Annotated in this window: 25 protein-coding genes and 1 tRNA gene; 10 read left to right on the top strand and 16 right to left on the bottom strand. The window is 72.7% G+C overall.

Annotated features, from left to right (window positions below; translation table 11 throughout):
• The first annotated feature begins 74 nt into the window (after positions 1-74).
• Together ACIRF9_RS30595 and ACIRF9_RS30590 are read left to right on the top strand one after the other, a co-directional pair.
• Positions 75-713, top strand: coding sequence for a DUF7003 family protein (locus tag ACIRF9_RS30595; RefSeq protein WP_403828548.1), 639 nt, complete (start codon positions 75-77; stop codon positions 711-713).
• 47 nt (positions 714-760) lie between these two features.
• A complete protein-coding gene (locus tag ACIRF9_RS30590) occupies positions 761-961 on the top strand; it encodes a hypothetical protein (RefSeq protein ID WP_403828546.1) in 201 nt (66 codons plus the stop codon).
• Positions 962-1,015: 54 nt separating this feature from the next.
• Here the strand turns inward: ACIRF9_RS30590 and ACIRF9_RS30585 are convergent, their stop codons facing one another.
• The 5 genes from ACIRF9_RS30585 to ACIRF9_RS30565 all read right to left on the bottom strand — a co-directional run bounded on the left by ACIRF9_RS30585 (position 1,016) and on the right by ACIRF9_RS30565 (position 4,644).
• Entirely contained in the window at positions 1,016-1,732 is a 717-nt protein-coding gene (locus ACIRF9_RS30585) for a hypothetical protein (RefSeq protein WP_403828544.1), read from the bottom strand.
• A 53-nt stretch (positions 1,733-1,785) separates the two neighbouring features.
• Positions 1,786-2,688 carry an RNA polymerase sigma factor SigF gene (locus ACIRF9_RS30580; protein ID WP_403828543.1) on the bottom strand — a complete coding sequence of 301 codons (903 nt, stop codon included), beginning with the start codon at positions 2,686-2,688 and terminating at the stop codon, positions 1,786-1,788.
• 358 nt (positions 2,689-3,046) lie between these two features.
• Positions 3,047-3,922, bottom strand: a complete 876-nt coding sequence (locus ACIRF9_RS30575) for an RNA polymerase sigma factor SigF (protein WP_403828541.1) — start codon at positions 3,920-3,922, stop codon at positions 3,047-3,049.
• 217 nt (positions 3,923-4,139) lie between these two features.
• Complete coding sequence (locus ACIRF9_RS30570) at positions 4,140-4,433, bottom strand: Dabb family protein (RefSeq protein ID WP_403828539.1); 294 nt, start codon at positions 4,431-4,433, stop codon at positions 4,140-4,142.
• 34 nt (positions 4,434-4,467) lie between these two features.
• Positions 4,468-4,644: a hypothetical protein gene (locus ACIRF9_RS30565; RefSeq protein WP_403828537.1), complete on the bottom strand. Its 177-nt coding sequence runs from the start codon at positions 4,642-4,644 to the stop codon at positions 4,468-4,470.
• 260 nt (positions 4,645-4,904) lie between these two features.
• Between ACIRF9_RS30565 and ACIRF9_RS30560 the strand changes: the two genes are divergently transcribed.
• The gene (locus tag ACIRF9_RS30560) at positions 4,905-5,159 is read left to right on the top strand and encodes a hypothetical protein (protein WP_403828535.1); all 255 of its coding nucleotides are present in this window, start codon (positions 4,905-4,907) and stop codon (positions 5,157-5,159) included.
• Here ACIRF9_RS30560 and ACIRF9_RS30555 read toward each other — a convergent pair.
• The 4 genes from ACIRF9_RS30555 to ACIRF9_RS30540 form a co-directional block, all read right to left on the bottom strand.
• Positions 5,154-5,238, bottom strand: a tRNA-Ser gene (locus ACIRF9_RS30555). The two genes, ACIRF9_RS30560 and ACIRF9_RS30555, sit on opposite strands and share 6 nt — an antisense overlap.
• 69 nt (positions 5,239-5,307) lie before the next feature.
• On the bottom strand, positions 5,308-5,739 hold the full coding sequence (tadA, locus tag ACIRF9_RS30550; RefSeq protein WP_403828533.1) for a tRNA adenosine(34) deaminase TadA: 432 nt from the start codon (positions 5,737-5,739) through the stop codon (positions 5,308-5,310).
• A 50-nt stretch (positions 5,740-5,789) separates the two neighbouring features.
• On the bottom strand, positions 5,790-6,317 hold the full coding sequence (locus ACIRF9_RS30545; protein ID WP_403828789.1) for a hypothetical protein: 528 nt from the start codon (positions 6,315-6,317) through the stop codon (positions 5,790-5,792).
• A gap of 332 nt (positions 6,318-6,649) precedes the next feature.
• Positions 6,650-6,856: a hypothetical protein gene (locus ACIRF9_RS30540; protein WP_403828531.1), complete on the bottom strand. Its 207-nt coding sequence runs from the start codon at positions 6,854-6,856 to the stop codon at positions 6,650-6,652.
• Positions 6,857-7,013: 157 nt separating this feature from the next.
• Between ACIRF9_RS30540 and upp the strand changes: the two genes are divergently transcribed.
• Positions 7,014-7,649 carry a uracil phosphoribosyltransferase gene (gene upp, locus ACIRF9_RS30535; RefSeq protein ID WP_403828529.1) on the top strand — a complete coding sequence of 212 codons (636 nt, stop codon included), beginning with the start codon at positions 7,014-7,016 and terminating at the stop codon, positions 7,647-7,649.
• A gap of 170 nt (positions 7,650-7,819) precedes the next feature.
• On the opposite strand, the gene ACIRF9_RS30530 is transcribed toward upp, so the two are convergent.
• From ACIRF9_RS30530 to ACIRF9_RS30500, 7 genes are all read right to left on the bottom strand, one after another.
• Positions 7,820-8,446, bottom strand: coding sequence for a LytR C-terminal domain-containing protein (locus ACIRF9_RS30530; RefSeq protein WP_403828787.1), 627 nt, complete (start codon positions 8,444-8,446; stop codon positions 7,820-7,822).
• Positions 8,447-8,582: 136 nt separating this feature from the next.
• A complete protein-coding gene (locus ACIRF9_RS30525; protein WP_004943146.1) occupies positions 8,583-8,879 on the bottom strand; it encodes a type II toxin-antitoxin system VapB family antitoxin in 297 nt (98 codons plus the stop codon).
• A 362-nt stretch (positions 8,880-9,241) separates the two neighbouring features.
• Entirely contained in the window at positions 9,242-9,364 is a 123-nt protein-coding gene (locus ACIRF9_RS30520; protein ID WP_403828527.1) for a hypothetical protein, read from the bottom strand.
• A gap of 45 nt (positions 9,365-9,409) precedes the next feature.
• Entirely contained in the window at positions 9,410-9,721 is a 312-nt protein-coding gene (locus ACIRF9_RS30515; protein WP_403828525.1) for a hypothetical protein, read from the bottom strand.
• A 109-nt stretch (positions 9,722-9,830) separates the two neighbouring features.
• Positions 9,831-10,496: an HdeD family acid-resistance protein gene (locus ACIRF9_RS30510; RefSeq protein ID WP_403828523.1), complete on the bottom strand. Its 666-nt coding sequence runs from the start codon at positions 10,494-10,496 to the stop codon at positions 9,831-9,833.
• Positions 10,497-10,576: 80 nt separating this feature from the next.
• On the bottom strand, positions 10,577-11,170 hold the full coding sequence (locus ACIRF9_RS30505) for an HhH-GPD-type base excision DNA repair protein (protein ID WP_403828521.1): 594 nt from the start codon (positions 11,168-11,170) through the stop codon (positions 10,577-10,579).
• 24 nt (positions 11,171-11,194) lie between these two features.
• A complete protein-coding gene (locus ACIRF9_RS30500) occupies positions 11,195-11,914 on the bottom strand; it encodes a siderophore-interacting protein (RefSeq protein WP_403828785.1) in 720 nt (239 codons plus the stop codon).
• Between the two features lie 78 nt (positions 11,915-11,992).
• Between ACIRF9_RS30500 and ACIRF9_RS30495 the strand changes: the two genes are divergently transcribed.
• The 6 genes from ACIRF9_RS30495 to ACIRF9_RS30470 all read left to right on the top strand — a co-directional run.
• Positions 11,993-14,665, top strand: a complete 2,673-nt coding sequence (locus tag ACIRF9_RS30495; RefSeq protein WP_403828519.1) for a penicillin acylase family protein — start codon at positions 11,993-11,995, stop codon at positions 14,663-14,665.
• Positions 14,658-15,260, top strand: a complete 603-nt coding sequence (locus ACIRF9_RS30490) for a GNAT family N-acetyltransferase (RefSeq protein WP_403828517.1) — start codon at positions 14,658-14,660, stop codon at positions 15,258-15,260. Before ACIRF9_RS30495 ends, ACIRF9_RS30490 begins: the two co-directional genes overlap by 8 nt.
• 30 nt (positions 15,261-15,290) lie before the next feature.
• Positions 15,291-15,758 (top strand): cupin domain-containing protein, encoded by a 468-nt coding sequence (locus tag ACIRF9_RS30485; protein ID WP_403828782.1) that lies wholly within the window; start codon positions 15,291-15,293, stop codon positions 15,756-15,758.
• Positions 15,755-16,510, top strand: a complete 756-nt coding sequence (locus tag ACIRF9_RS30480) for an SDR family NAD(P)-dependent oxidoreductase (RefSeq protein WP_403828515.1) — start codon at positions 15,755-15,757, stop codon at positions 16,508-16,510. The genes ACIRF9_RS30485 and ACIRF9_RS30480 overlap by 4 nt, the downstream gene beginning before the upstream one ends.
• Positions 16,511-16,691: 181 nt before the next feature.
• Positions 16,692-18,617 carry a copper resistance CopC/CopD family protein gene (locus ACIRF9_RS30475; protein WP_403828780.1) on the top strand — a complete coding sequence of 642 codons (1,926 nt, stop codon included), beginning with the start codon at positions 16,692-16,694 and terminating at the stop codon, positions 18,615-18,617.
• Positions 18,618-18,857: 240 nt separating this feature from the next.
• A partial coding sequence (locus ACIRF9_RS30470; RefSeq protein WP_403828514.1) for a hypothetical protein occupies positions 18,858-21,570 on the top strand: 2,713 nt, incomplete at its 3' end.

Raw genomic sequence — 21,570 nt, 5'->3', positions numbered from 1 at the left:
TGCAGGTGGGGATGGTGGCCTCACGCCTGCCGGTGCGCCCTGGGGCTGTCAGTGGGCCGCTCTAGGGTGAGCGCATGATGACGACCTCGTCGATCCTCGGGCAGTTCGACCTCTCGACGGACCAGGGCACGTTCCCCGATCTGGCCAACGGCTACGTCTACCCGGTCGCCGCCCGCCTCCATCTCTTCGGCGACGCCACCCGCTGGGCCATGGTCGTCGAGCTGGCGGGCTACAACCCGAGGGACGGCAACCTCGCCGACGTCCTCCACGTCTACGGCAACTGCCTCACCGGAGGCCGGCCCGGATACGGCGCCTTCCTGGACCGGGTGGAGAACATGGCGGAGATCGACCCGGAGGGCAGCGAGGACTACGTCGGCGGGGTCCCGCTGGTCGTGCGGGGCAGGCCGCTGACCGTGACCGCCGAGGCCGGCACCCCCTTGGAGGACGTGTTCCGGGAACTGGTCCCCGCCCACCGTGACCTGCTGCTCGCCGACGAGACGGAACTGCGCGCCGAGGTGCCCGCCGACCTGCCGCCACTGCTGCGGCTGGAGGAGTGGAACCAGCCGGAGGAGCTGTATGAGGTGACCCCCGGCGCCCACGAGACGTTCCGCATGCTCGCCGAGGTACTGGACTCGGGCGACCCCTCCCGCTACCGCCCGACCCTCCCGCCGAACACCCACTGGTCGAACTGGCCGGAGGCGGGCACCTTGTAGTACCCCCACTTGGGTGGCCGCCCCCGTTTTCGCTAGTGTCTCGGCCCATGGCTAACAACCAGGGCCCCCAGGGCAACTACGACCCCGCCGGCAGCACCCAGATGTTCCGCGCGTTCGTCGACGAGGGCGGCCCCCAGGCCTCCTCCCGTCAGGCGCCCGCGCCGTCCGGCCCCCGTATCGGCCTGATCGTCGGCATCGTCGCCGCGGTGGCGATCGTGGCGGCGGTGGCCTGGCTGGCGCTGGGCTAACCCCTTACTCGGGTAACCCTTCACTCCCGCCGATCCCTCACTCCCACGAACCCTTCACTCCCACCGCACGGACACCTCGCGTGTCTCGACCCGCATCCCCAGCGGTACGCGCCAGGAGTCGACGCACACCGTCCAGGTCTTCTCCTGCTCGGAGCCCGGTGCGAGGGGTGCGGGAAGTCGCTCGGCCGACTCGACGGTGGACCAGTCGATGCCGAGGGCGTCGATGACGTGTGTCCCGAAGGTGACCGTGCCCGAACGCACCGGTGCTCCGCCGGAGTTGCGGAAGGTGAGCGTCACGTCCTCGCACCAGCGCCGGTCCGTGGGTGTGCGCACGGGCTCGCTCGTCGTGAGGGCGGCCGGACCGGGCGGGGCGGTCGAGGCGGGCGCGGAGGCGGACGTCGGGGGAGAGGACTCCGGCGCGGGAGGGGAACCGGGCGCCCGTGACGGCGTGGGAGCGGCCCGCGTAGGCGACCGGCCCGACGGCGGCTCTGCCGTCGATTCCCCGGAGCTGCCCGGAGTGCCCCCGGTCGCGGGAGAGTTCACGCCGGCCGGATCGTCCAGCGGCACCAGCCGTACCCCTCCTGTGGGTCCCGCCCCCGGCGCCCCCTCCCCCGCGGCGCCGACCGCGACGTAGTCACGCCCGTGCCCGCCGCCCCCGTACGCCCCGAGCATCCCCGCCGCCCCCGCCACCACGGCGGCGGCCGCCGACATGCCCCACAGGGCGCGCCGACGGCCGCGTGACCGTTGCGTTCCTTCCCGTGTCGCGCGCATCGCGCCAGTTTGGCTGACGGTGCGTCAGGAAGAAACCCTCGTGTTGTCGGGGATCAGTCCGAGATCAGACCCTCCCGTAGCTGGGCCAGGGTGCGGGTCAGCAGGCGGGAGACGTGCATCTGGGAGATGCCGACCTCCTCGCCGATCTGGGACTGGGTCATGTTGGCGAAGAAGCGCAGCATGATGATGCGGCGCTCACGCGGCGGGAGCTTCGCGAGCAGGGGCTTGAGCGACTCCCGGTACTCCACGCCCTCCAGGGCCGTGTCCTCGTAGCCGAGGCGGTCGGCCAGGGAACCCTCGCCGCCGTCGTCCTCCGGGGCCGGGGAGTCCAGCGAGGAGGCCGTGTAAGCGTTGCCGACCGCGAGGCCGTCGACCACGTCCTCTTCCGAGACGCCCAGGACCGCGGCCAGTTCGGCGACCGTCGGCGAGCGGTCCAGCTTCTGGGAGAGCTCGTCGCTGGCCTTGGTGAGGGCCAGGCGCAGCTCCTGCAGACGGCGCGGGACGCGCACCGACCACGAGGTGTCGCGGAAGAATCGCTTGATCTCGCCCACGACCGTCGGCATCGCGAAGGTCGGGAACTCCACGCCCCGCTCGCAGTCGAAGCGGTCGATGGCCTTGATGAGGCCGATCGTGCCGACCTGGACGATGTCCTCCATCGGCTCGTTGCGCGAGCGGAAGCGGGCGGCGGCGTAGCGGACGAGCGGGAGGTTGAGCTCGATGAGCGTGTCCCGGACGTAGACCCGTTCGGGGCTGTTCTCGTCGAGTGCGGCCAGTCGCAGGAACAGGGAGCGGGACAGGGTGCGGGTGTCGATGGCACCGGAGGACGGGAGGGCCGGAGCCGGCGCGGCCTCGAGGGCCGTGACGTCGTCGAGCACGTCGGGCTCGACAGGCGCGACGGGCTCGGTCGCGCTCTTCGTGAGCGTGAGCACCTTCGAGCTGCCCTGGTCTGCGGACATGCCACCCCCTTTGGGTCGCGGGACGGTCGCGGCGGACGCTCGCCGTCGTGGAGAACGTCAGCCTTCACCTGAATACCGGCGCCGTGGCCCCGGCAAACGCGCTTCCCGAAGAATGTCACATGTCGGCAACACGCTGTAGAGACATGTCGACACGACAGTAACGAATCGGCCCTGGAAAGAGGGGGTGTGACGGTTTTTCAGCGCAGTTATGCCGGGAAGCACCCTGGTGAGTGATTCGCTCTCACCGGTGACTTCTCGCACCTGCTTGCGATCCCCTATCGGATTACGTAACCAGAGCCGTGCGCCCTATGCGTGCGCCCCACCTGTGCGCCTGTGCATGCGGCCGTGCTCCCGCGTCCTATGCCTCGATTCGGTTCGCGGAACGGAGCCGCTGGAAGCTACGCGCGAGTAGCCGGGAGACATGCATCTGGGAGACGCCGAGTTCCGCGCTGATCTGAGACTGCGTGAGATTGCTGTAATAGCGCAGGAGAAGGATTCTCTGTTCGCGCTCCGGGAGTTGGACCAGGAGATGGCGGACCAGGTCGCGGTGCTCGACGCCGTCCAGGGCCGGGTCCTCGTAGCCCAGGCGGTCCAGCAGGCCCGGCAGGCCGTCGCCCTCCTGGGCGGCCTCCAGGGAGGTCGCGTGGTACGACCGTCCCGCCTCGATGCAGGAGAGGACCTCGTCCTCGCTGATGCGCAGCCGCTCGGCGATCTCCGCGGTGGTCGGGGTGCGGCCGAACGAGGTCGTCAGGTCCTCGGTCGCGCTGTTGACCTGTACCCACAGCTCGTGCAGCCGGCGCGGCACGTGGACGGTGCGGACGTTGTCCCGGAAGTAGCGCTTGATCTCGCCGACGACCGTCGGCATCGCGAAGGTGGGGAACTGCACGCCCCGGTCCGGGTCGAAGCGGTCGATGGCGTTGATCAGTCCGATGGTGCCGACCTGGACGACGTCCTCCATCGGCTCGTTGCGGGAGCGGAAACGGGCGGCCGCGTAGCGCACCAGAGGGAGGTTGGCCTCGATCAGCGCCCCGCGGACCCGGTTGTGCTCCGGGGAGCCCGGCTGGAGCTCCTTGAGCTCGGCGAAGAGCACCTGGGTGAGCGCCCGGGTGTCGGCACCCCGGCGCCGCTCGGGGCCCGGGGCGGGACTCTCTTCCCGAGCCTCTTCCTGGGCCTCTTCCCGGGCGTCTTCCCGGGCCTCTTCCTGAGGCGGCGCAGTACTGGCCGACACGGTCAACGCCACCTCTTCGTCAGGTCAACATCGGTCAACTCATCCATCAAAAGCGGTCATAGCATCACAAGACATGTGCACTGTGTGCAAGCACCCCATAACGACGTGTTGAGCGATAAGTTGGGGCATAAGGGGAAGTTGGTGCAGTAGACGCGCGGGAGCCCCCCGCCGTCCGGCGGAGGGCTCCCGGTGAACCTGTTCGTACGGGTGGTGCCGCGGCGGCTCAGAACTCGTAGTCCGCGACCACCCAGGTGGCGAACTCCCGCCACAGCGCGACGCCCGCCTGGTGCGCGGGGTGCTCGATGTACCGCTTCAGGGCGTCCGCGTCCTCGACCGCCGAGTTGATCGCGAAGTCGTAGGCGATGGGCCGCTCGCTGATGTTCCAGCCCAGCTCCCAGAAGGCCAGCTCCTCGATCTGGCCGCCGAGCGCCCGGAAGGCCGCCTCACCCTTCACGACCCGGGGGTCGTCGCGCTCGACGCCCTCGTTGAGCTTGAAGAGGACCAGGTGGCGGATCATGGGCACTCCCGATGCGTACTACTGGGCCCGGTGGCTACTGGGCCCCGTTGGCGAGCCAGGTGAAGAAGTCGCCGATGGCCTTGGCGGCGTCCGATATGCCCTCGAAGCCTATCTGGACGTAGTCCGCCGCTCTGGACGGGTCCGTGATGATCACGTAGAGCGCGAAGACCACGAGTACGTAGACGGCGATCTTCTTGGCGTTCACCGCCACCTGGCCTCCCCTGTCGTGGCCCTGAGGCCTCTGTTGACGGCGGCGAGTGTAACCGTAAGTGCGATTTACACACCGCTTTTGTGCGTCTGCGGCGCGCCCGTGAACGAATCTCGAAACTCGTGAGCCGATCCGTGAACCGATCGAGGGGGCTCGTCCGATGAGGGGGTGAAGGCCGGTCCGGGACCGGCACCGAGACGTAGAGCGAGCCAGAGCCAGGGCCCGAGTCGGCGGGCCCGAGCAAGGGACAAGGGAGAAGACGAATGCAGAACCTGACGAACCTGTCGACCCTCGTGCTGATCGCCCTGGTGGCCGCCATCTGGCTGTGGGCGCTGATCGACTGCGCCCGCACCCCCTCGGACCACATCCGGTTCGTACCGAAGATCCTGTGGCTGCTCTTCCTGCTCCACGGCTCGGTCTGCGCCGCTCTGCTCTGGACCTACTTCGGCAAGAAGTCGATACGCGACACGGCAAAGGGCCCGGTCCAGCGGACCGAGCCCCTCGCTCAAGCGCGGTAGCGGAGGGATTTGAACCCTCGGTGACTTGCGCCACACTCGCTTTCGAGGCGAGCTCCTTCGGCCGCTCGGACACGCTACCGAGGGAGACCTTACAGCACGCGGGGGCGTGGTTTGAAATCGGTATTCGAGGAGGTCGACGGGCAGGTTGTCACCGCGCGCGGAAGAACTCGGTGAGGAGCCCGGCGCACTCGTCCGCGAGGACGCCCTCGACGACCTCGGGCCGGTGGTTGAGCCGCCGGTCGCGGACGACGTCCCAGAGGGAGCCGGCCGCGCCCGCCTTGTCGTCGCGGGCGCCGTAGACGACCCGGTCCAGCCGGGACTGCACGATCGCGCCCGCGCACATCGTGCAGGGCTCCAGGGTGACGACGAGCGTGCAGCCGGTCAGCCGCCACTCGCCGAGCTCGGCGGCCGCCCGCCGGATGGCGAGCACCTCCGCGTGGGCCGTCGGATCACCGCCGGCCTCGCGTTCGTTGTGGCCGGCCGCGAGGACCGTCGTCCCGTCCGCGGCCAGCACGACGGCGCCGACCGGGACGTCCCCGCCCCGGACGGCCAGCCGGGCCTCGTCCAGGGCGAGCCGCATCGCGGCCCGCCACGGGTCGCGTACGGGGTCCGGCGGCGCCTGCGGTGCGGTCAGCGGACGGTCTCCAGGACCTCCGAGGCGCCCAGGGCGTCGGCGATCTCGCTGAGCGCGTCCTCGGACAGCGCCTTCAGCTCCTTCTCGCTGACGCCGAGGTCGTCGAGGATGCCGGGGTCGCCGACCGGGCCGTGCGGCACCGCCTCGGCGGAGCCGGAGGCGCTGCCCTCGTCGTCGTCCTCGTCCTCACCGTCCTCGGTGCCGTCGAGGTCGAGGGAGTCCAGGTCGTCGTCGTCACCCGGATCCCTTCCGAGCAGTTCGTCGGTGAGCAGGAGCTCCCCGTAGGAACTGCGGGCGGCGGCAGCGGCGTCGGAGACGTAGATGCGAGGGTCTTCCTCGCCATCGATGCGGACGACCCCGAACCACGAGTCCTCCTGCTCGATGAGCACGAGCACCGTGTCCTCGTCGGGAGAGGCTTCCCGGGCCAGGTCGGCCAGATCCGACAGGGTTTCCACATCGTCGAGCTCTGTGTCGCTCGCTTCCCACCCGTCTTCGGTGCGCGCGAGCAGTGCGGCGAAGTACACCGTGACTCTCCCACTGGTCATAGGCGTGCCGGTTGGGGGTCCCCCCGGCGGAGGTTACGGGCGGAGAGAGCTGTGCTCCGAGCCCCACCCACTCGGAATCGTGGCAGAAACAAGGCGTTCAGGGGACGTCTTCGGCTCCCTGTGTCCGGTGGTTTTGATCGCACGTCCGTGACTACGTCCGTGGCAACTCACCAGCACACTCGTTGCGGCCACTGCGGATCGTACGCGGCTTTCCCGTGCGTCCACGCACGCCCACCCCCGGCACCACCCGTGACGGTGGCGATCTTCCCCGAACGTCCCAAGTGCCGTACGTCCACGAGCGGATCGTTCGGCTACCAGCGGAACGTGCGCATGCGCATCGCATGACGCAGACGGGCGCTCTTGGCGCGGCGGGGCTGGACCCGGTCACGCAGTTCACGGGCTTCGGCCAGCTCGCGCAGGAAGCGGTCGCGACGCCGGCGGCGCTCGGTGTCGGTCTCCCGCGGCGCGCCAGAAGGCTCGGTGGGCTCCGGCGCGTCGCGCTCTGGCAGGTCAGGCATGCTCACCTCCCGGGTCCGTCCCCACCACTTTCCCCCGGTCGGGGGGTTTGATGCCAGCGATCGGCCCAACCCGGTTCGGCGAGCGGTCCGACCCGGGGGCAGAGGCTCACCGAGTGCGGGGACGCCGGGCGGGTTGCGCCCGGTTACTGTTGTGGACATGCGTCTCCACGTCGTCGACCACCCCCTGGTCGCCCACAAGCTCACCACGCTGCGCGACCAGCGCACGGACTCCGCGACCTTCCGCCGCCTGGCCGACGAACTGGTCACCCTTCTCGCCTACGAGGCCACGCGTGACGTGCGCACCGAGCAGGTCGACATCGTCACGCCGGTCGCCGGGACCACGGGCGTCAAGCTCTCCCACCCGCGTCCGCTGGTCGTGCCGATCCTGCGCGCGGGCCTCGGCATGCTGGACGGCATGGTCCGGCTGCTGCCGACCGCCGAGGTGGGCTTCCTGGGCATGATCCGCAACGAGGAGACGCTGGAGGCGTCCACGTACGCCACGCGCATGCCGGAGGACCTCTCCGGCCGCCAGGTGTACGTCCTCGACCCGATGCTGGCCACGGGCGGCACGCTGGTCGCGGCGATCCGCGAGCTGATCAAGCGTGGCGCCGACGACGTGACCGCGGTGGTGCTGCTCGCCGCTCCCGAGGGCGTGGAGCTCATGGAGCGCGAGCTCGCGGGCACCCCGGTGACGGTCGTGACGGCAGCCGTCGACGACCACCTCAACGAGCAGGGCTACATCGTCCCGGGCCTGGGCGACGCGGGCGACCGCCTGTACGGCGCGGCGGAGTAAAGGGTGGCGGGGGACTAGCGGGGTCGCCTTGGAGCCCGGGCCGCAGGCCCGGCTCCACAGGGGCGCGGGACTGTGTCGATATGCGGCTCCGCCGCGTGGGCGCGACAAGCCCCCACCGGCCCGCAGCCCGCGTACGACCCCCGCCGAACGGGCGGCTCCCGGCGAAGCGTTCAGCAGGCGTTCTTGGTAGTAGCCGTCGGCTTCGGCTCGGCAAGCGCGGCCAGCGCCTTCGCCGCGTCCGCCTCACTGCTCAGCGCCTTGAAGCCGTTGCCGATGATCAGGTCGACCTCGGCGCCCTTGCGGGCCGCGTCGGTGCGCCGCTCGGCCCCGGCGAGCTGGGTGGACAGTACCGGCAGCGAGGTGTTCAGCGAGGCGGCGGGGCCGACCAGTATCCCGGCGCCGGTGACCTTCTTGTCGAACTCCTTCGACGCGTTGCCCACCTCGCCGATCTTGAAGCCGCGCTTCTCCAGCTCGTCGGCGGTGGTCTTGGCCAGCCCGCTGCGAGTGGTGGCGTTGAGGACGTTCACCGTGATCTGCGCGGGCTTGGGGAGCACGGCCGGGGAGGCGGAGGCCGAGGGGCTCGCCTTGGCCGACTTCACCCCGCAGGAGGCCCTGGAGCCGGCCGCGGAGGCCGTCCCTCCGCCGCCGGTGAAGACGTCGATGAGCTGCAGGGTGCCCCAGCCGGCCACGCCGAGCACGGCACCACAGGCGACGACCACGACGACCAGGCGGCCGCGCCGTCGGCGTCGGCGCATACGGGGGTACTTGTCCCCCGTGATCCGGTACTTGCCGCCCATGCCGGGGGGAGTCAGCATGCTCATGGGCGCAGCGTAGTGCGCCCGGGCGGCCGTGACTAATAAACGATCATCCGACATCGTCCGGGGTCGTGGGAAAGAACCCGAAAGGGCCAACCCCGCCGTCGGCGGGGGCGTCTCAGTCCAGCTCGAGCACGCGCGCGTGCAGCACCTGGCGCTGCTGGAGTGCCGCTCGCACCGCGCGGTGCAGCCCGTCCTCCAGGTAGAGGTCGCCCTGCCACTTCACGACGTGCGCGAAGAGGTCGCCGTAGAACGTCGAGTCCTCGGCGAGCAGGGTTTCCAGGTCGAGCTGCTGCTTGGTGGTCACCAGCTGATCGAGGCGGACCGGGCGCGGCGCGACGTCCGCCCACTGCCGGGTGCTTTCCCGGCCGTGGTCGGGGTACGGCCGGCCGTTTCCGATGCGCTTGAAGATCACACGGAAAGCCTACCGGCCCAGACCTTCTGGGCGCAGCCATGGCGGCGGAGTGCGGCGCCGGAAAAGCTGTGATGAACATGGTCAAAACGGGAGTGAGGGAGCGTTCGGCGCGGGGTGCCGGTGAGTTCACCGTGGAACTCCCCGCCGTCCACGACCCGGTCACCCGCTCACCCGCCTGATTCGCTCGAAAGGAGGCGGCGTGTTCTTCGTCACGAGGGACGTCACGCCGCCGGGCGAACGATATGCACAGGCTGTGGACAGAGGATCGGCCCGCTTACGAGCCCGCTTACGAGCTATGCGGAGGCGGAGCCCGACGGTGGCCCACCGGACCTCACCCGCCGGGCCCCGCCTCCGTCCGCCGGTCAGCGGTCCCGTTTCTCCGGGGCCGGCTGCGGCTTCGGCTGGTTCACCTGCGGCTTCGGTGCGCTGCGGGCGGCCTCCGCGCGCAGCAGGGCGCGCAGGACCGCGTACGGGTCGGTGGGCATGGCTGTGCTCCTTGCGTCGTGCTGACTGAACCGGTGCGGGTTCGCTCAGCAGCGCAGGACCACGGAGCGCAGGGCGCGCAGGGTGTGCGGGGCGTACGGCGGCAGGGGCGGCGCGGGGCGCGGCCGTTGTGCCGGTGGGCCGGGCGCCGGGGGCGCGGGGCGCGGGAGTGCGGCGGGACGGTGGGCGCAGGGGGCGGGCCGCAGCGCCGTGTCGACGATGTCGTACTCGGTGATCTCGGCGGCGGCGACGGGCGCCGCGGACGCCTCGGGGGACGCGGCCGGCACGAGCACGGCGAGGAGCAGCACGAGGACCCGCAGCCAGGTGTGGCTGCGGGGGAGGCGTGCTGCGGTGCTCATGGAGGGTCATCTCCCCGCGACACGCCAGGGGTTCAGCACGGCGGGCGTCGGATGCGCCCGTTCGGCCGAGGACCCGGTCGAAAGGGATCGAGGACCCGGTCGAAAGGGATCACAGAGTGCGCGGGACCTGCCGGGCTCGGCCACGGATGCGCAGCGCGGTGACGATCTCGACCACACCGACCGCCACCAGCCAGATCCCGCCGACGAGGGTGAGCACGGCGACGGACTCGAAGGGGGAGTCGATCAGGACGATCCCGGCGACGAAGGTGACGATCCCGAGGAGGATCTGCCAGCCCCGCGCGGGCACGGTGCCGTCGTGGACGGCGGCCAGGATCTGGGTGACGCCCCTGATCAGCCAGCCGATGCCGATCCACAGGGCGAGCAGCAGGACCGACTGCATCGGGCCGCGGAAGCAGAACAGGCCCAGCACCAGCGACAGCGCGCCGCTGATGAAGCCGAGGACGCGCAGCGAGGTCGTCCGGTGCGTGCCGAACGCGGACGCCAGCTGGAAGACGCCGCTGATCACCAGGTAGAGACCGAACAGCACACCGGCGGCGAGGAGCGAGGCGCCCGGCCAGACCAGGACCAGGACGCCCAGGACCAGGGAGGCGATACCGGTGACCAGGACGACCTGCCAGGCGGCGCGGGACAGGGCGTGCAGGGGGCCCTCGAAGGGCGGCTCGGGCTCGTGGGCGCGCGCGGGGTGCGGGGTGGCGTGGACCTTGCGGTCGTCGTACTCCGGGCCCCGGGGGGAGCCGCTCGGTGGCTCGGTCATGGTCCCAGCTCAGACCGGCCCGCGGTGGCCCGCCACCCGGGACGGGCCACTCGAGCCAGTTGACCTGCCCGACCGCCGGACTACTTGTCGGCGGCCTTCGCCGCCTTCGCCGCCGCCTTCATCTCCTGCTTGTGGGCCCGCACCTTCGACAGGGACTCCGGGCCGGTGATGTCCGCGACGGACCGGAAGGACTTCGGCTCGCCGTAGGCTCCGGCCGCCTCCCGCCAGCCCTCCGGCTGGACACCGAGCTGCTTGCCGAGCAGGGCCAGGAAGATCTGCGCCTTCTGCTTGCCGAAACCGGGCAGCTCCTCCAGCCGCTTCAGCAGCTCCTTGCCGGTGCCGGCGTCCTTCCAGAGGGCCTCGGGATCACCGTCGTAGTGCTCGACGAGGTACTGGCACAGCTGCTGGATGCGCTTGGCCATGGACCCCGGGTAGCGGTGCACGGCCGGCTTCTCGGAGAGCAGCGCGGCGAAGATGTCCGGGTCCTGTACGGCGATCTCGTGCGCGTCCAGGTCGTCGGCGCCGAGGCGGTCGGCGATCGTGCGGGGGCCCTTGAACGCCCACTCCATCGGGACCTGCTGGTCCAGCAGCATTCCGGTCAGCGCGGCCAGCGGGGAGCGGCCGAGCAGCTCGTCGGCCTCGGGGTCCTGGGCGAGGTGAAGGGTGACGTCCATGGGTCGATGATCCCGCGTGGGCTCTCAGCTCGCGCGCCAGTACCCCAGCGCGTGCGTGCGCTCCCTGGGGACGGCCAGCTCCTTGCGGACGTAGGCGGAGAGCGTGCGCGTGGTCCGGGTGTCGCAGGCGATCCAGACGTACGGGTGCCCGGTGGCCGTCAGGAGAGCGGGCAGCTCGGCCTTCACCCGCTCGACCAGCTCCGCGCGCGGGACGTGCCGTATCTCGTGCCGGGCCGGATCCGTGCGGAACGGCAGGCCGTCCGCCGCGCCCTCGGAGGTCTCGAACCAGACGGTCGCCGGGGCCGTGCCCAGCGCGTCCAGCAGGGAGTTGATCGCGGGCAGCGAGGCCGGGTCGCCGATCGCGAGGACATGGGAGGGGGTGGGGGAGGGCTCCACGAAGCCGGTGCCCTGGACGGTCGCCTCGATGGTGTCGCCGGGCCGTGCCGCCCGTGCCCAGTCGCTGGCCGCGCCCTCGTGCAGGGCGAACTCCAGCGAGAAGGTGCCGGCCGCCGGGTCCGGGTCGACCAGGGTGTACGCCCGCTGGTGCGGCTTGCCCGCGTTGTCGAACCACAGCCGCACCCACATGGTCGGGTGGACGCCGGTCGCGGCGAGCAGCCCGCCGTCGGTGAGGCGCAGCCGACGGAAGCGCGGGGTGACGTCCTCGGCGTCCGTGACGGTCAGCGTGAAGTCCTTCGCCCGCATCAGTCTGAGGACCGCGCCCTCCCAGCCCCGCCCCTGCGCCATGACCTCTTCACCCCTCACGTACGATTCCTGCACCGATTGATTAGGTAAGGCTAACCTAAAGCACAGAGAGGTCGCAGGGTGACGACCGAGATCCACAGAGACGCGTGGGGCGTCCCCCATCTGCGCGCGGCCGACGCACGAGAACTCGCCCGCGCCCAGGGCCTGGTCACGGCCCGCGACCGGGCCTGGCAGCTGGAGGTCGAGCGGCACCGGGCGCAGGGCACCTCGGCGTCCTTCCTCGGCCCGGAGGCCGTGGCCTGGGACGTCTTCGCCCGCCGCGTCCGCCTCGCCGACACGGCCCGCCGCTGCTTCGACCGGCTGGAGCGGCAGGACCAGGAGACGGCCGCATGGGTACGGGCGTACGTCGACGGCGTCAACGAGGGGCTCGGAGCCACGGGGGCGCCGCACCCGGCCCCCGAGTTCGCGCAGGTCGGGATCGTGCCCGGTCGTTGGGAGCCCTGGACCCCGCTCGCGGTCTGGCTGTCCGTCCACATCCTGTTCGCCGGTTTCCCCGCCAAGCTGTGGCGCGAGGAGGCCGTCCGGCACCTCGGGGCGGACGCGGTCGGACTGTTCGCCACCGACGGCCCCGGCACCTCCGGCAGCAACGGCTGGCTGGTGAGCGGCTCCCGGACCGTCACCGGGCAGGCGGTCATCGCCGGCGACCCGCACCGCTTCATCGAGGATCCCGGCGTCTACCAGCAGATCCGCCTCGCCTGCGACGAGTTCGACGTCGTCGGGCTCGCCGTGCCCGGCGTCCCCGGCATCGCCCACTTCGGGCACACCGGCACGGTCGCCTGGGCCATCACCAACGCCATGGCCGACTACCAGGACCTCTACCGCGAACGGCTGCGCCGCACCGGCGCGGGCGTCGAGGCCCTCGGCCCGGACGGCGTATGGCGCCGCGCCGCCCGGCACACGGAGACCGTCGAGATCGCCGGGGAGGAGCCGGTCGAGATCGAGGTGATCGAGACGGACCGGGGCCCGGTGATCGCGGGCGGACCGGAGGGCCTGGACAGCGGGGCGGCGCCGGAACACCCGGACAGCGGGGCGGCGCCGGACACCGGGGCGGCCGCAGAGGGCCTGGACAGCGGGGCGGCCGCGGAGGGCCCGGCCGGCGGCGCGGCGTCCGACGACCTGGACCGTGGGGTGAGACGGCCCGGCTCGCCCTCCGATGACCTGGGCCGCGGGAGGGCACGGCCTGAGGCACCGCACGGCGGGTCGACCGGCGTACAGGCTGGTGGGCTGACCGGCGCGCCGACCGATGACCTGGGCCGCGGGAGGGTACGACCTGAGGCACCGCACGGCGGGTCGACCGGCGTACAGGCTGGTGGGCTGACCGGCGCGCCGACCGACGACCTGGGCCGCGGGAGGGCACGGCCTGACGCACCGCACGGCGGGCCGACCGGCGTGCAGGCTGGTGGGCTGACCGACGCAGGGGCCGGCGTGCAGGCTGGTGGCCCGACCGACGCAGGGGCCGGCGTGCAGGCTGGCGCGCCGACCGACGTACAGCCTGGCGGGCCGACCGACGCACAGGCCGACGTACAGCCCGACGCACCGCTCGGCCCCCCGCCCCGCGCAGCGGGCTCCGGCCGACCCGACGAGCCCGGCACCCCGGCCATCCCCCTGGCCCTCGCCCTCCGTTACCCGCCCCGCGTCACCGAGGACCTCGGCTTCGGTGCGCTCCTGCGGCTGCTGCGGGCCCGTCGGGTCGCCGATGTGGACCGGGCCTTCGACGGCTGGGCCGAGCCGGTGAACGTCGTCCAGGCCGCCGACACCGAGGGCGGCCTGTTGCACCGGGTCGCGGGCCGGGTGCCCGTGCGCGCCGAGGTCAACGGCACCCGGCTGGTCCCCGCCTGGGAACCGGGCCACGAGTGGACCGGCTGGCACGAGATGCCGCGCGCCGACCTCACGGACGGCCTCGCGGTCATGGCCAACCAGCGGGGCCCGGCCGCCCCCCTGGGCGTCGAGTTCGCCCCGCCGCACCGCGCCGACCGCATCCGCGCCCTGCTGGGCGAGAAGGACACCTGGTCCGCGTCCGACATGCCGGCCATCCACACGGACACCCACCTCGCCTCCGCCGGGCCCCTCCTCGACCACCTGGCCGCCCTCGACGACCTCACCGGTCCGGCCGCCGAGCTGCGCGAACGCCTCCTGAGCTGGGACCGCCGCATGGACGCCCACAGCGAGGAAGCCGCACAGTACGCGGCGCTGCGCGGCGCCCTCGTCCGCCGGCTCGCCGCCCACCCGGCGTTCGCCGCCCTCACCACGCCGCCCGCCTACCCCGAGGTCCTCCTCCCCTGGCTGGCCCTCCTCCCGAGGGTCGGCTTCGCCCTCGAACACCTCCTGCGCGCCGAGGAGCTGTACGGCATCGACCGGCCGCGGCTCGTCCGGGAGGCCGTCGACGAGGTCGCCGGACAGCCGCCCGCCCGCTGGGGCGACACCCACCGCCTGGCCCCCTGGCGGGCCCTGCCCGACCCCTCGTACGAGGCACCCGCCCTCTCGGGCGACCACGACTGCGTGCTGTGCACCACGGCCGTGCCCGGCTGGACGGACCTCGCCGCGCGCGGCCCGGCGGCCCGTTACGTCTGGGACCTGGCCCGCCGCGAGAACAGCCTGTGGGTGGTCCCGCACGGCGCCTCCGGCCGCCCCGACAGCCCCCACCACCACGACCAGCTGCCCCTGTGGCTCAAGGGCGAGCTGGCCCCGGTCGTCACCGACTGGGCCCTGCTGACGAAGGAGAGCGATGTCTGACCGCCCTGTTCCCCCGTACGTCCACACCGAGCACGCCGGCGGCTTCGGCACCGTCGGCATCCGCCCCCTCGACGCCGAGGGCGACGCGGGCGTCGTCCACGGCTGGGTGAGCGAGGAACGGGCGGCGTTCTGGGGCATGAACGGCCTGACGCGGGACCAGGTCGCCGAGATCTACGCCCACATGGCGGGCCTCGACACCCATCACGCCTACCTGGTCGAGCTCGACGGCACCCCGGCCGGCCTGCTGCAGACGTACGAGCCCACCGAGGACCGGGTCAGCGAGTGCTACGAGGTCCGGCCCGGCGACATCGGCGTGCATGTGCTCCTCGCGCCCGCCGGTGAACAGGGCGCGCGGCCGGGCTGGTCGGCGGCGCTGATGAGCGCCTTCGCCTCGTACGTGCTGCTCGGCCTGGACCGGCGGCGGGTCGTGGTGGACCCGGACGTCCGCAACGAGAAGGCGATCGCCCGTTTCCTGCGGCAGGGCTTCGAGGCCGGCCCGCTGGTCACGCTGCCGGAGATCGACCTGCCGGACGTGTACCTGCCGGAGAAGAGGGCCCGGCTGGCGTTCCTGCGGCGGGAGGTGGCCTTCCCGTAGCCTTCCCGGGTGACAGCCCCGAGCGCCCCGATCACCCCGGACGACCTCGTCGCGCACTACGGACTGGAGCCGATCCCCCGCGAGGGCGGACTGTTCCGCCGTACCTGGGCGGGACCCGAACAGCCCGACGGCCGCCCCACCGGTTCCGCGATCGTCGCGCTGCTCACCCCCGGCGACCACTCGGCCATGCACCGCCTGCCCACCGACGAGGTCTGGCACTTCTATCTCGGCGACCCGCTGGAACTGCTGCTCCTCGCCCCCGACGGCACCTCCCGTACGGCCGTGCTCGGCCCGGACGTCCTCGGCGGGCAGCAGGTCCAGCTCACGGTCCCCGCGCACACCTGGATGGGCGCGCGGACCAGGGGCGAGTGGACCTTCTTCGGCTGCACGATGGCCCCCGGCTTCACCTACGGGGACTACGAACACGGGGAGGCGGCCGCCCTGACGGCGCGTTATCCCGACCGGGCCGCGCTGATCGCGGGACTGTGCCGTCCATGACGTTGCTGGCGGGCCGGGTGGCCCTGATCACGGGCGCGGGCGGCGGGATCGGCCGGGGCATCGCGCTGCGGTTCGCGCAGGAGGGCGCGGCGGTGGCGCTGCACTGCCGTACGGCGGTGGAGGCGGCGCGGGAGCTCGCCGCGGAGATCGGCGAACGGGCCGTCGTGCTGCCCGGAGCCGATCTCACCGTCGAGGACGAGTGCCGCAAGGTGGTGGCCCAGGCCGCCGAGTGGGGCGGGGGACGGCTCGACGCGCTGGTGAACAACGCGGGCGTACAGCCGGTGCGGGACCTGCCCGGCATGACGGCGGCGGACTGGAGGGCGGTCGTGGACACCAACCTGACCAGCGTGTTCGCGTGTACGCAGGCGGCGGCGGAGGTGATGCGGGAGCAGGGCGGCGGGACGGTCACGCACATCGCGTCGGTGGAGGCCCGGATGCCCGCCGAGGGGCACGCCCACTACTGCGCCTCGAAGGCGGCGGTCGTGATGCACGCGCGTGCGGCCGCGCGGGAGTACGGCCCGTACGGCATCCGCGTCAACACGGTCTCGCCCGGCCTGATCGACCGTGAGAGGCTCGCCGAGGCCTGGCCCGACGGGATGCGCCGGTGGCGGGAGGCGACCGCCGTCGGCCGGCTGGGCCACCCCGAGGACGTCGGCGACGCGTGCGTGTTCCTGGCCTCACGGATGGCGTCCTGGGTGACCGGCCACGACCTGGTGGTGGACGGCGGGGCGTCGGCACGGTCGACGTGGTGAAACCTGTGGGCCGACGTGGTGAAACCTGTGCGCCGGCGCGGCCGAACCGGTGAACCGGATGGCGTGTGCATCCGTACGTATCGCCGAGCACGCGAGTCTCGAGCAAGGCGGAGCGGGTGACGTGAGCGAAGGGCGCGATGGCGGACGACACGGCAGTGAACGACGGCGACTTCAAGGGCTGGTGCTGCTGGGCACCGTGCTGGTCCTGCTCCTCCTCGGCGGCGGGCCGGCCTCGGCGCACGCGGCCCTCCGCTCCACCGATCCCACCGACGGAAGCGTCGTCAGAACGTCCCCCCGCAGCATCACCCTCACCTTCACCGAGTCCGTAGGCCTCCTCGACGACTCCTTCCGTCTCCTCGACCCCGAGAACCAGCGGGTGAAGCTGGGCAAGTCGGGGCACGCGGCGGGCCGCTCCGACACCGTGCGGGTCACGCTGCCGAAGAAGCTCGGCCAGGGCACCTTCACGGTGGCCTGGCGGGTGGTGTCGGCCGACAGCCACCCGGTGTCGGGCGCCTTCACCTTCTCCGTGGGCAAGGCCTCGCCGACCATGGCCGTCCTGCCGTCCACCGCCACCGAGGACCCGGCGACCGACGGGCTGTACAAGATCGGCCGCTACCTCGCGTACATCGCGGCGGCCCTGCTGGTCGGCACGTCGGCCTTCGTCGCCGTGTGCCGTCCGCCGGACACCCGCCCGCTGCGCAGGCCGCTGCTGATCGGCGGCTGGACGCTGGCCGGTTCGACGGTGTTCCTGTTCTTCCTCCGCGCCCCCTACGAGGCCGGCACCGGCCCCGCCGACGCACTGGACCCCTCGGGCCTGACCCGCACCCTGGACGGCCGCCCCGGCCTGGCCCTGGTGGCGCGCCTGCTGCTGCTCGCGGCGGCGGTGGCCCTCCTGCTACGGCAGCGGAGGCGCCCCGAGCCGTCCCGCGCCGCCCTCGTGGTGGGCGCGGTCCTCGCGGTGGGCCTCGCGCTGACCTGGGCGGCCGCCGAGCACGCGTCGGCCGGCATCCAGGTCCCGCTGGCGATGACCTCCTCGGTACTGCACCTGCTGGCCATGGCGGTGTGGCTGGGCGGCCTCGTGGCCCTGCTCACCCTGCTGCCCCGCGCGTCCGTGCCCTCGCGGGTGGTCACCCGCTTCTCCCGGCTGGCCGGGATCGCGGTGACCGTCCTGGTGGTGACGGGCGTCTACCAGTCCTGGCGCGGCCTCGGCTCGGTCTCCGCGCTGACCGGGACGACGTACGGGCGGGTCCTGCTCGCGAAACTGGCCGCGGTGGCGGTGCTGCTGGCGGCGGGGGCGTGGTCGCGGGCCACGGTGACCAGACAGACGAACGTGACACGGCAGAGGAAGAAGGAGCAGACGGAGCAGACGGAGAAGGCGGAGACGGAGGAGACGGAGAAGGCGGAGACGGAGGAGACGGTGACGGAGAAGAAGGCGACGGTGGAGACGAAGGTGCTCGAGAAGGCGACCGTGGGTGGAACTCCGGCGCGGGACGAGGCCTCGGAGGCCGTGGGCGGAACTCCGGCGCGGGACGAGACCTCGACGGCCGTCGGCGAGGGCACCCCACCGCGGTCGAACCGGCCGTCGTCCGGCGAGCCGCGCCTCACTCCGGCGGAGTCCGCGCACAGCCGCGCGCTGCGGCGGTCGGTCCTGCTGGAGGTCGCCGTCTCCGTCGTCGTCCTCGTCCTGACGACGATCCTGACAGGCACCCTGCCGGGCCGTGCGGCGGCCGAGGCGGCGACGACCCAGCAGTCCGGCGGGCTGCCGGTCGCCTCCGTGACGATCGTCCCGTTCGACCTCGGCAAGCCCGGACTGCGCGGCAAGGTGCAGGTCACCCTCGACCCCGGCACGGTCGGCGACAACACCCTCCAGGCCGTGGTCTACGGCCCCGACGGCGGCTTCGTCACCGTCCCCGAACTGCGGATCTCCTTCACCCTCCCCAGCCAGGACATCGGCCCGCTCAACGCCGAACTGGTCGACAGGGGCGGCTACTGGGCCGCCGACAAGGTCTCTCTGCCCATCGAGGGCACCTGGGAGATGAAGACGACGATCCGGGCGACGGACATCGACCAGGTGAGCGTGACGAAGGAAGTCCGCATCGAGCGCTGAGGCCTGTGGCGGAAGCGAGCCCGGAGGTTGGGGCGGAAGAGCCCCGAGGCCTGTGGAGGAAGCGTGGAGAACGCTTGCTGTCCGGTGACCCTCCACCATACTTTCACTCTCAAGTATCCGTGAGAGGGGCCGGTCTCCGGGAGTCCGCCGCCTGCCCGTGAAAGCGACCGCCCGTGCGCCTGCCCTCGCCCCAGCCCCGCGGAAAATCCTTACCCCTTCCGGTGATGGCGGGGTGGTCCCATGGGGCGGCCTGAGCGGCCGGTGGATCCGGACGCCGGGCCCGTGCAGCGCTTCGCGTCCGAGCTGCGGGCGCTGCGCAGGGAGGCAGGCTCCCCCTCGTACCGGGTGATGGCCCAGCGGGCCCGCTTCTCGGTGACCGCGCTCTCCCGTGCCGCCTCCGGCGAGCGGCTGCCGTCCTCGGCCGTGGTCCGCGCCTACGCGCAGGCCTGCGGGGCCGACCCGGACGCCTGGGAAGGGCGGTGGCGGGCCGCGGCCGACGAGTCCGTGGCCTGCGAGGGCCAGGAGGGCGAGTCGCCGTACCAGGGGCTGGCGCGGTTCGAACCCGGCGACCGGGAGCTCTTCTTCGGCCGTGAACGGCTCGTGGACGACACGCTCGACCTGGTGAAGGAACACCGGTTCGCGGTGGTGCTCGGCGCGTCCGGCAGCGGCAAGTCCTCCCTGCTGCGGGCCGGGCTGATGCCCCGGCTGGAGAGCATCGTGCGGGAGCGGGGCTGCGACGCGCGGCTGCGGCTGATCACCCCGGGCGCCCGCCCCTCGGCCACGCACGGCGCCCTGCTCGCCCCGCGCCGGGACGGGCCCGAACGGTGGCTCGTGGTCGACCAGTTCGAGGAGATCTTCACCCTCTGCCGGAACCGGGCCGACCGCTGGCGGTTCGTCGACCTGCTCCTGGCCGCCCGGGAGGCCTCCGCCGGACTGCGGGTGGTCGTCGCGGTGGGCGGCAACTTCTACGGCCGCTGCACCGAACACCCCGAACTCGCCGAGGCGCTGCGCCACCACAGCCTGATCGTCCGGCCGATGTGCCGGGCGGAACTACGGGAAGCGGTGGTCAGACCCGCCTCCGCGGCCGGACTCAGAGTGGAGCGCGAGCTCACCGCACGAATCGTCGAGGAGGTCGCCGACCGGCCCGGCGCACTGCCGATGCTCTCCCACGCACTGCGGGAGACCTGGCGGCGCCGGCGCGGCGGCGTGCTCACTCTGGCCGGGTACGAGGCGACGGGCGGCGTCCACGGGGCCATCGCCGCGGCGGCCGAGGAGGTGTACGGACGCCTCTCCCCGGCCCAGGCCCGCACCGCCCGGCTGCTGCTCCTGGCCCTGATCACCCCCGGCGACGGCACCCCCGACACCCGCCGCCCGGTCCGCCGCGCCGAACTCCGCGAGTGGCCGGACCCGGAGGTGCCCGAGGTCCTCGAACGGCTCGCCCGGGCCCGGCTCGTCACCCTGGACGAGGAGAACGTCGAACTCGCCCACGAGGCCCTCATCACGGGCTGGCCCCGGTTGCAGGAATGGATCGAGGAGAACCGGGAGCGGCTGCGCCAGCACCGCCATCTCACCGAGGCCGCCCGCATCTGGCAGGAGCACGGCCGCGACTCCGGCACCCTGTACCGGGGCCTCCGGCTCGCCGTGGCCGACGCGCTGTTCACCCGCGACCGCCACGACGACGACCTCACCGCCACGGAACGGGCCTTCCTCAGCGCCTCCCGTGTCGACCACTCCATGGAACGCTGGACCGCGGCCCGGATGCGACGCCTGACCCGCGGTCTGGTCCTCGCCCTCTCCGTGGTCGTGGCGGGTGCGCTGACCGCCGGTCAGGCCGCCTGGGAGCAGAGCGACACGGCCGACCTGGAACACACCCGGGCCGTCGCCCGCCAGGCCGCGGCCCTCGCCGGCCGCGCGGGCCCGACCGACCCCCGCGCCAGCGCCCTGCTCAGCATCGCCGCCTGGCGGCTCGCCCCGCTGCCCGAGAGCCGCGCCGCCCTGCTCGACGCCCTGGCCGCACCCGAACGGGACACCTTCACCGCTCCGGTGCCGGGCGACGGCACACCGGTCTTCCTCACCGACTCCGGCCGCACCCTGCTCAGCGCGGGCGGCGGGCGGTGGACCACCTGGGACGTGACCACCCACCACCGCACCGGCTCCGGCCGGCTGCCGGACCTCCCGGTCACTGCGGTCTCCCCCGACGGCCGCACCCTCGCCCTGGCCGACACCACCGAACAGCGCCTGTGGCGCCGGTCCGGCGGCCGTGTCCCGGACGCTTCCGGACCGGTCCTCGACTTCGGCTCCGGGGGGCGCAGTTATGTCGTGGGCGGGAGGAACGGGGGGAGTGGCGAGGTCGAGCGGAACGGCGGGGGCGGTGCGCAACTCCGTGCCCTCGCGGACGGCCGCGTCCTGTTCGAGCGGCGGACGGCCGGTGACACCCGCCTGATACCCGGCGCGGACGACCGCCTGGTGGCCGTCTGCCGGGCCGACGGCCCGCTCACTCTCTGGGACACCACCCGGCACCGCGAGCTGCGGGGAGCCTGGCGGACGGCCGGGGCCCCGGACTGCTCCGCCACGACCCCGGTCTTCAGCCCGGACGGCGCTCGGCTCGCCGCCGTCCTGCCGACCGGCACACGTGTCTGGGACACCGCGTCGGGCAGACAACTCGCGCACCTCACCGGCCCGAACGATGTCCGCCACCTGGCCTTCACCGCCGACGGCACCTTCCTGGCAACGGCCACCCGCACCCAGGCCACGGTCTGGCGCCTGCCTACGCCGCACTCCTCGGGCGGCGGGGTCGGCTCCGGGGGCGAGGGCGCGGACGCGGGGACCGGGCTGGGCATCGCCGGTGCTGGGGATGCGGGGACCGGGCTGGGCATCGCCGGTGCTGGGGATGCGGGGACCGGGCTGGGCATCGCCGGTGCTGGGGATGCGGGGACCGGGCTGGGCATCGCCG

The sequence above is a fragment of the Streptomyces sp. NPDC096132 genome (assembly GCF_044763345.1).
Lineage (GTDB): Bacteria > Actinomycetota > Actinomycetes > Streptomycetales > Streptomycetaceae > Streptomyces.
This window is presented reverse-complemented; position numbering and strand designations above follow the sequence as displayed.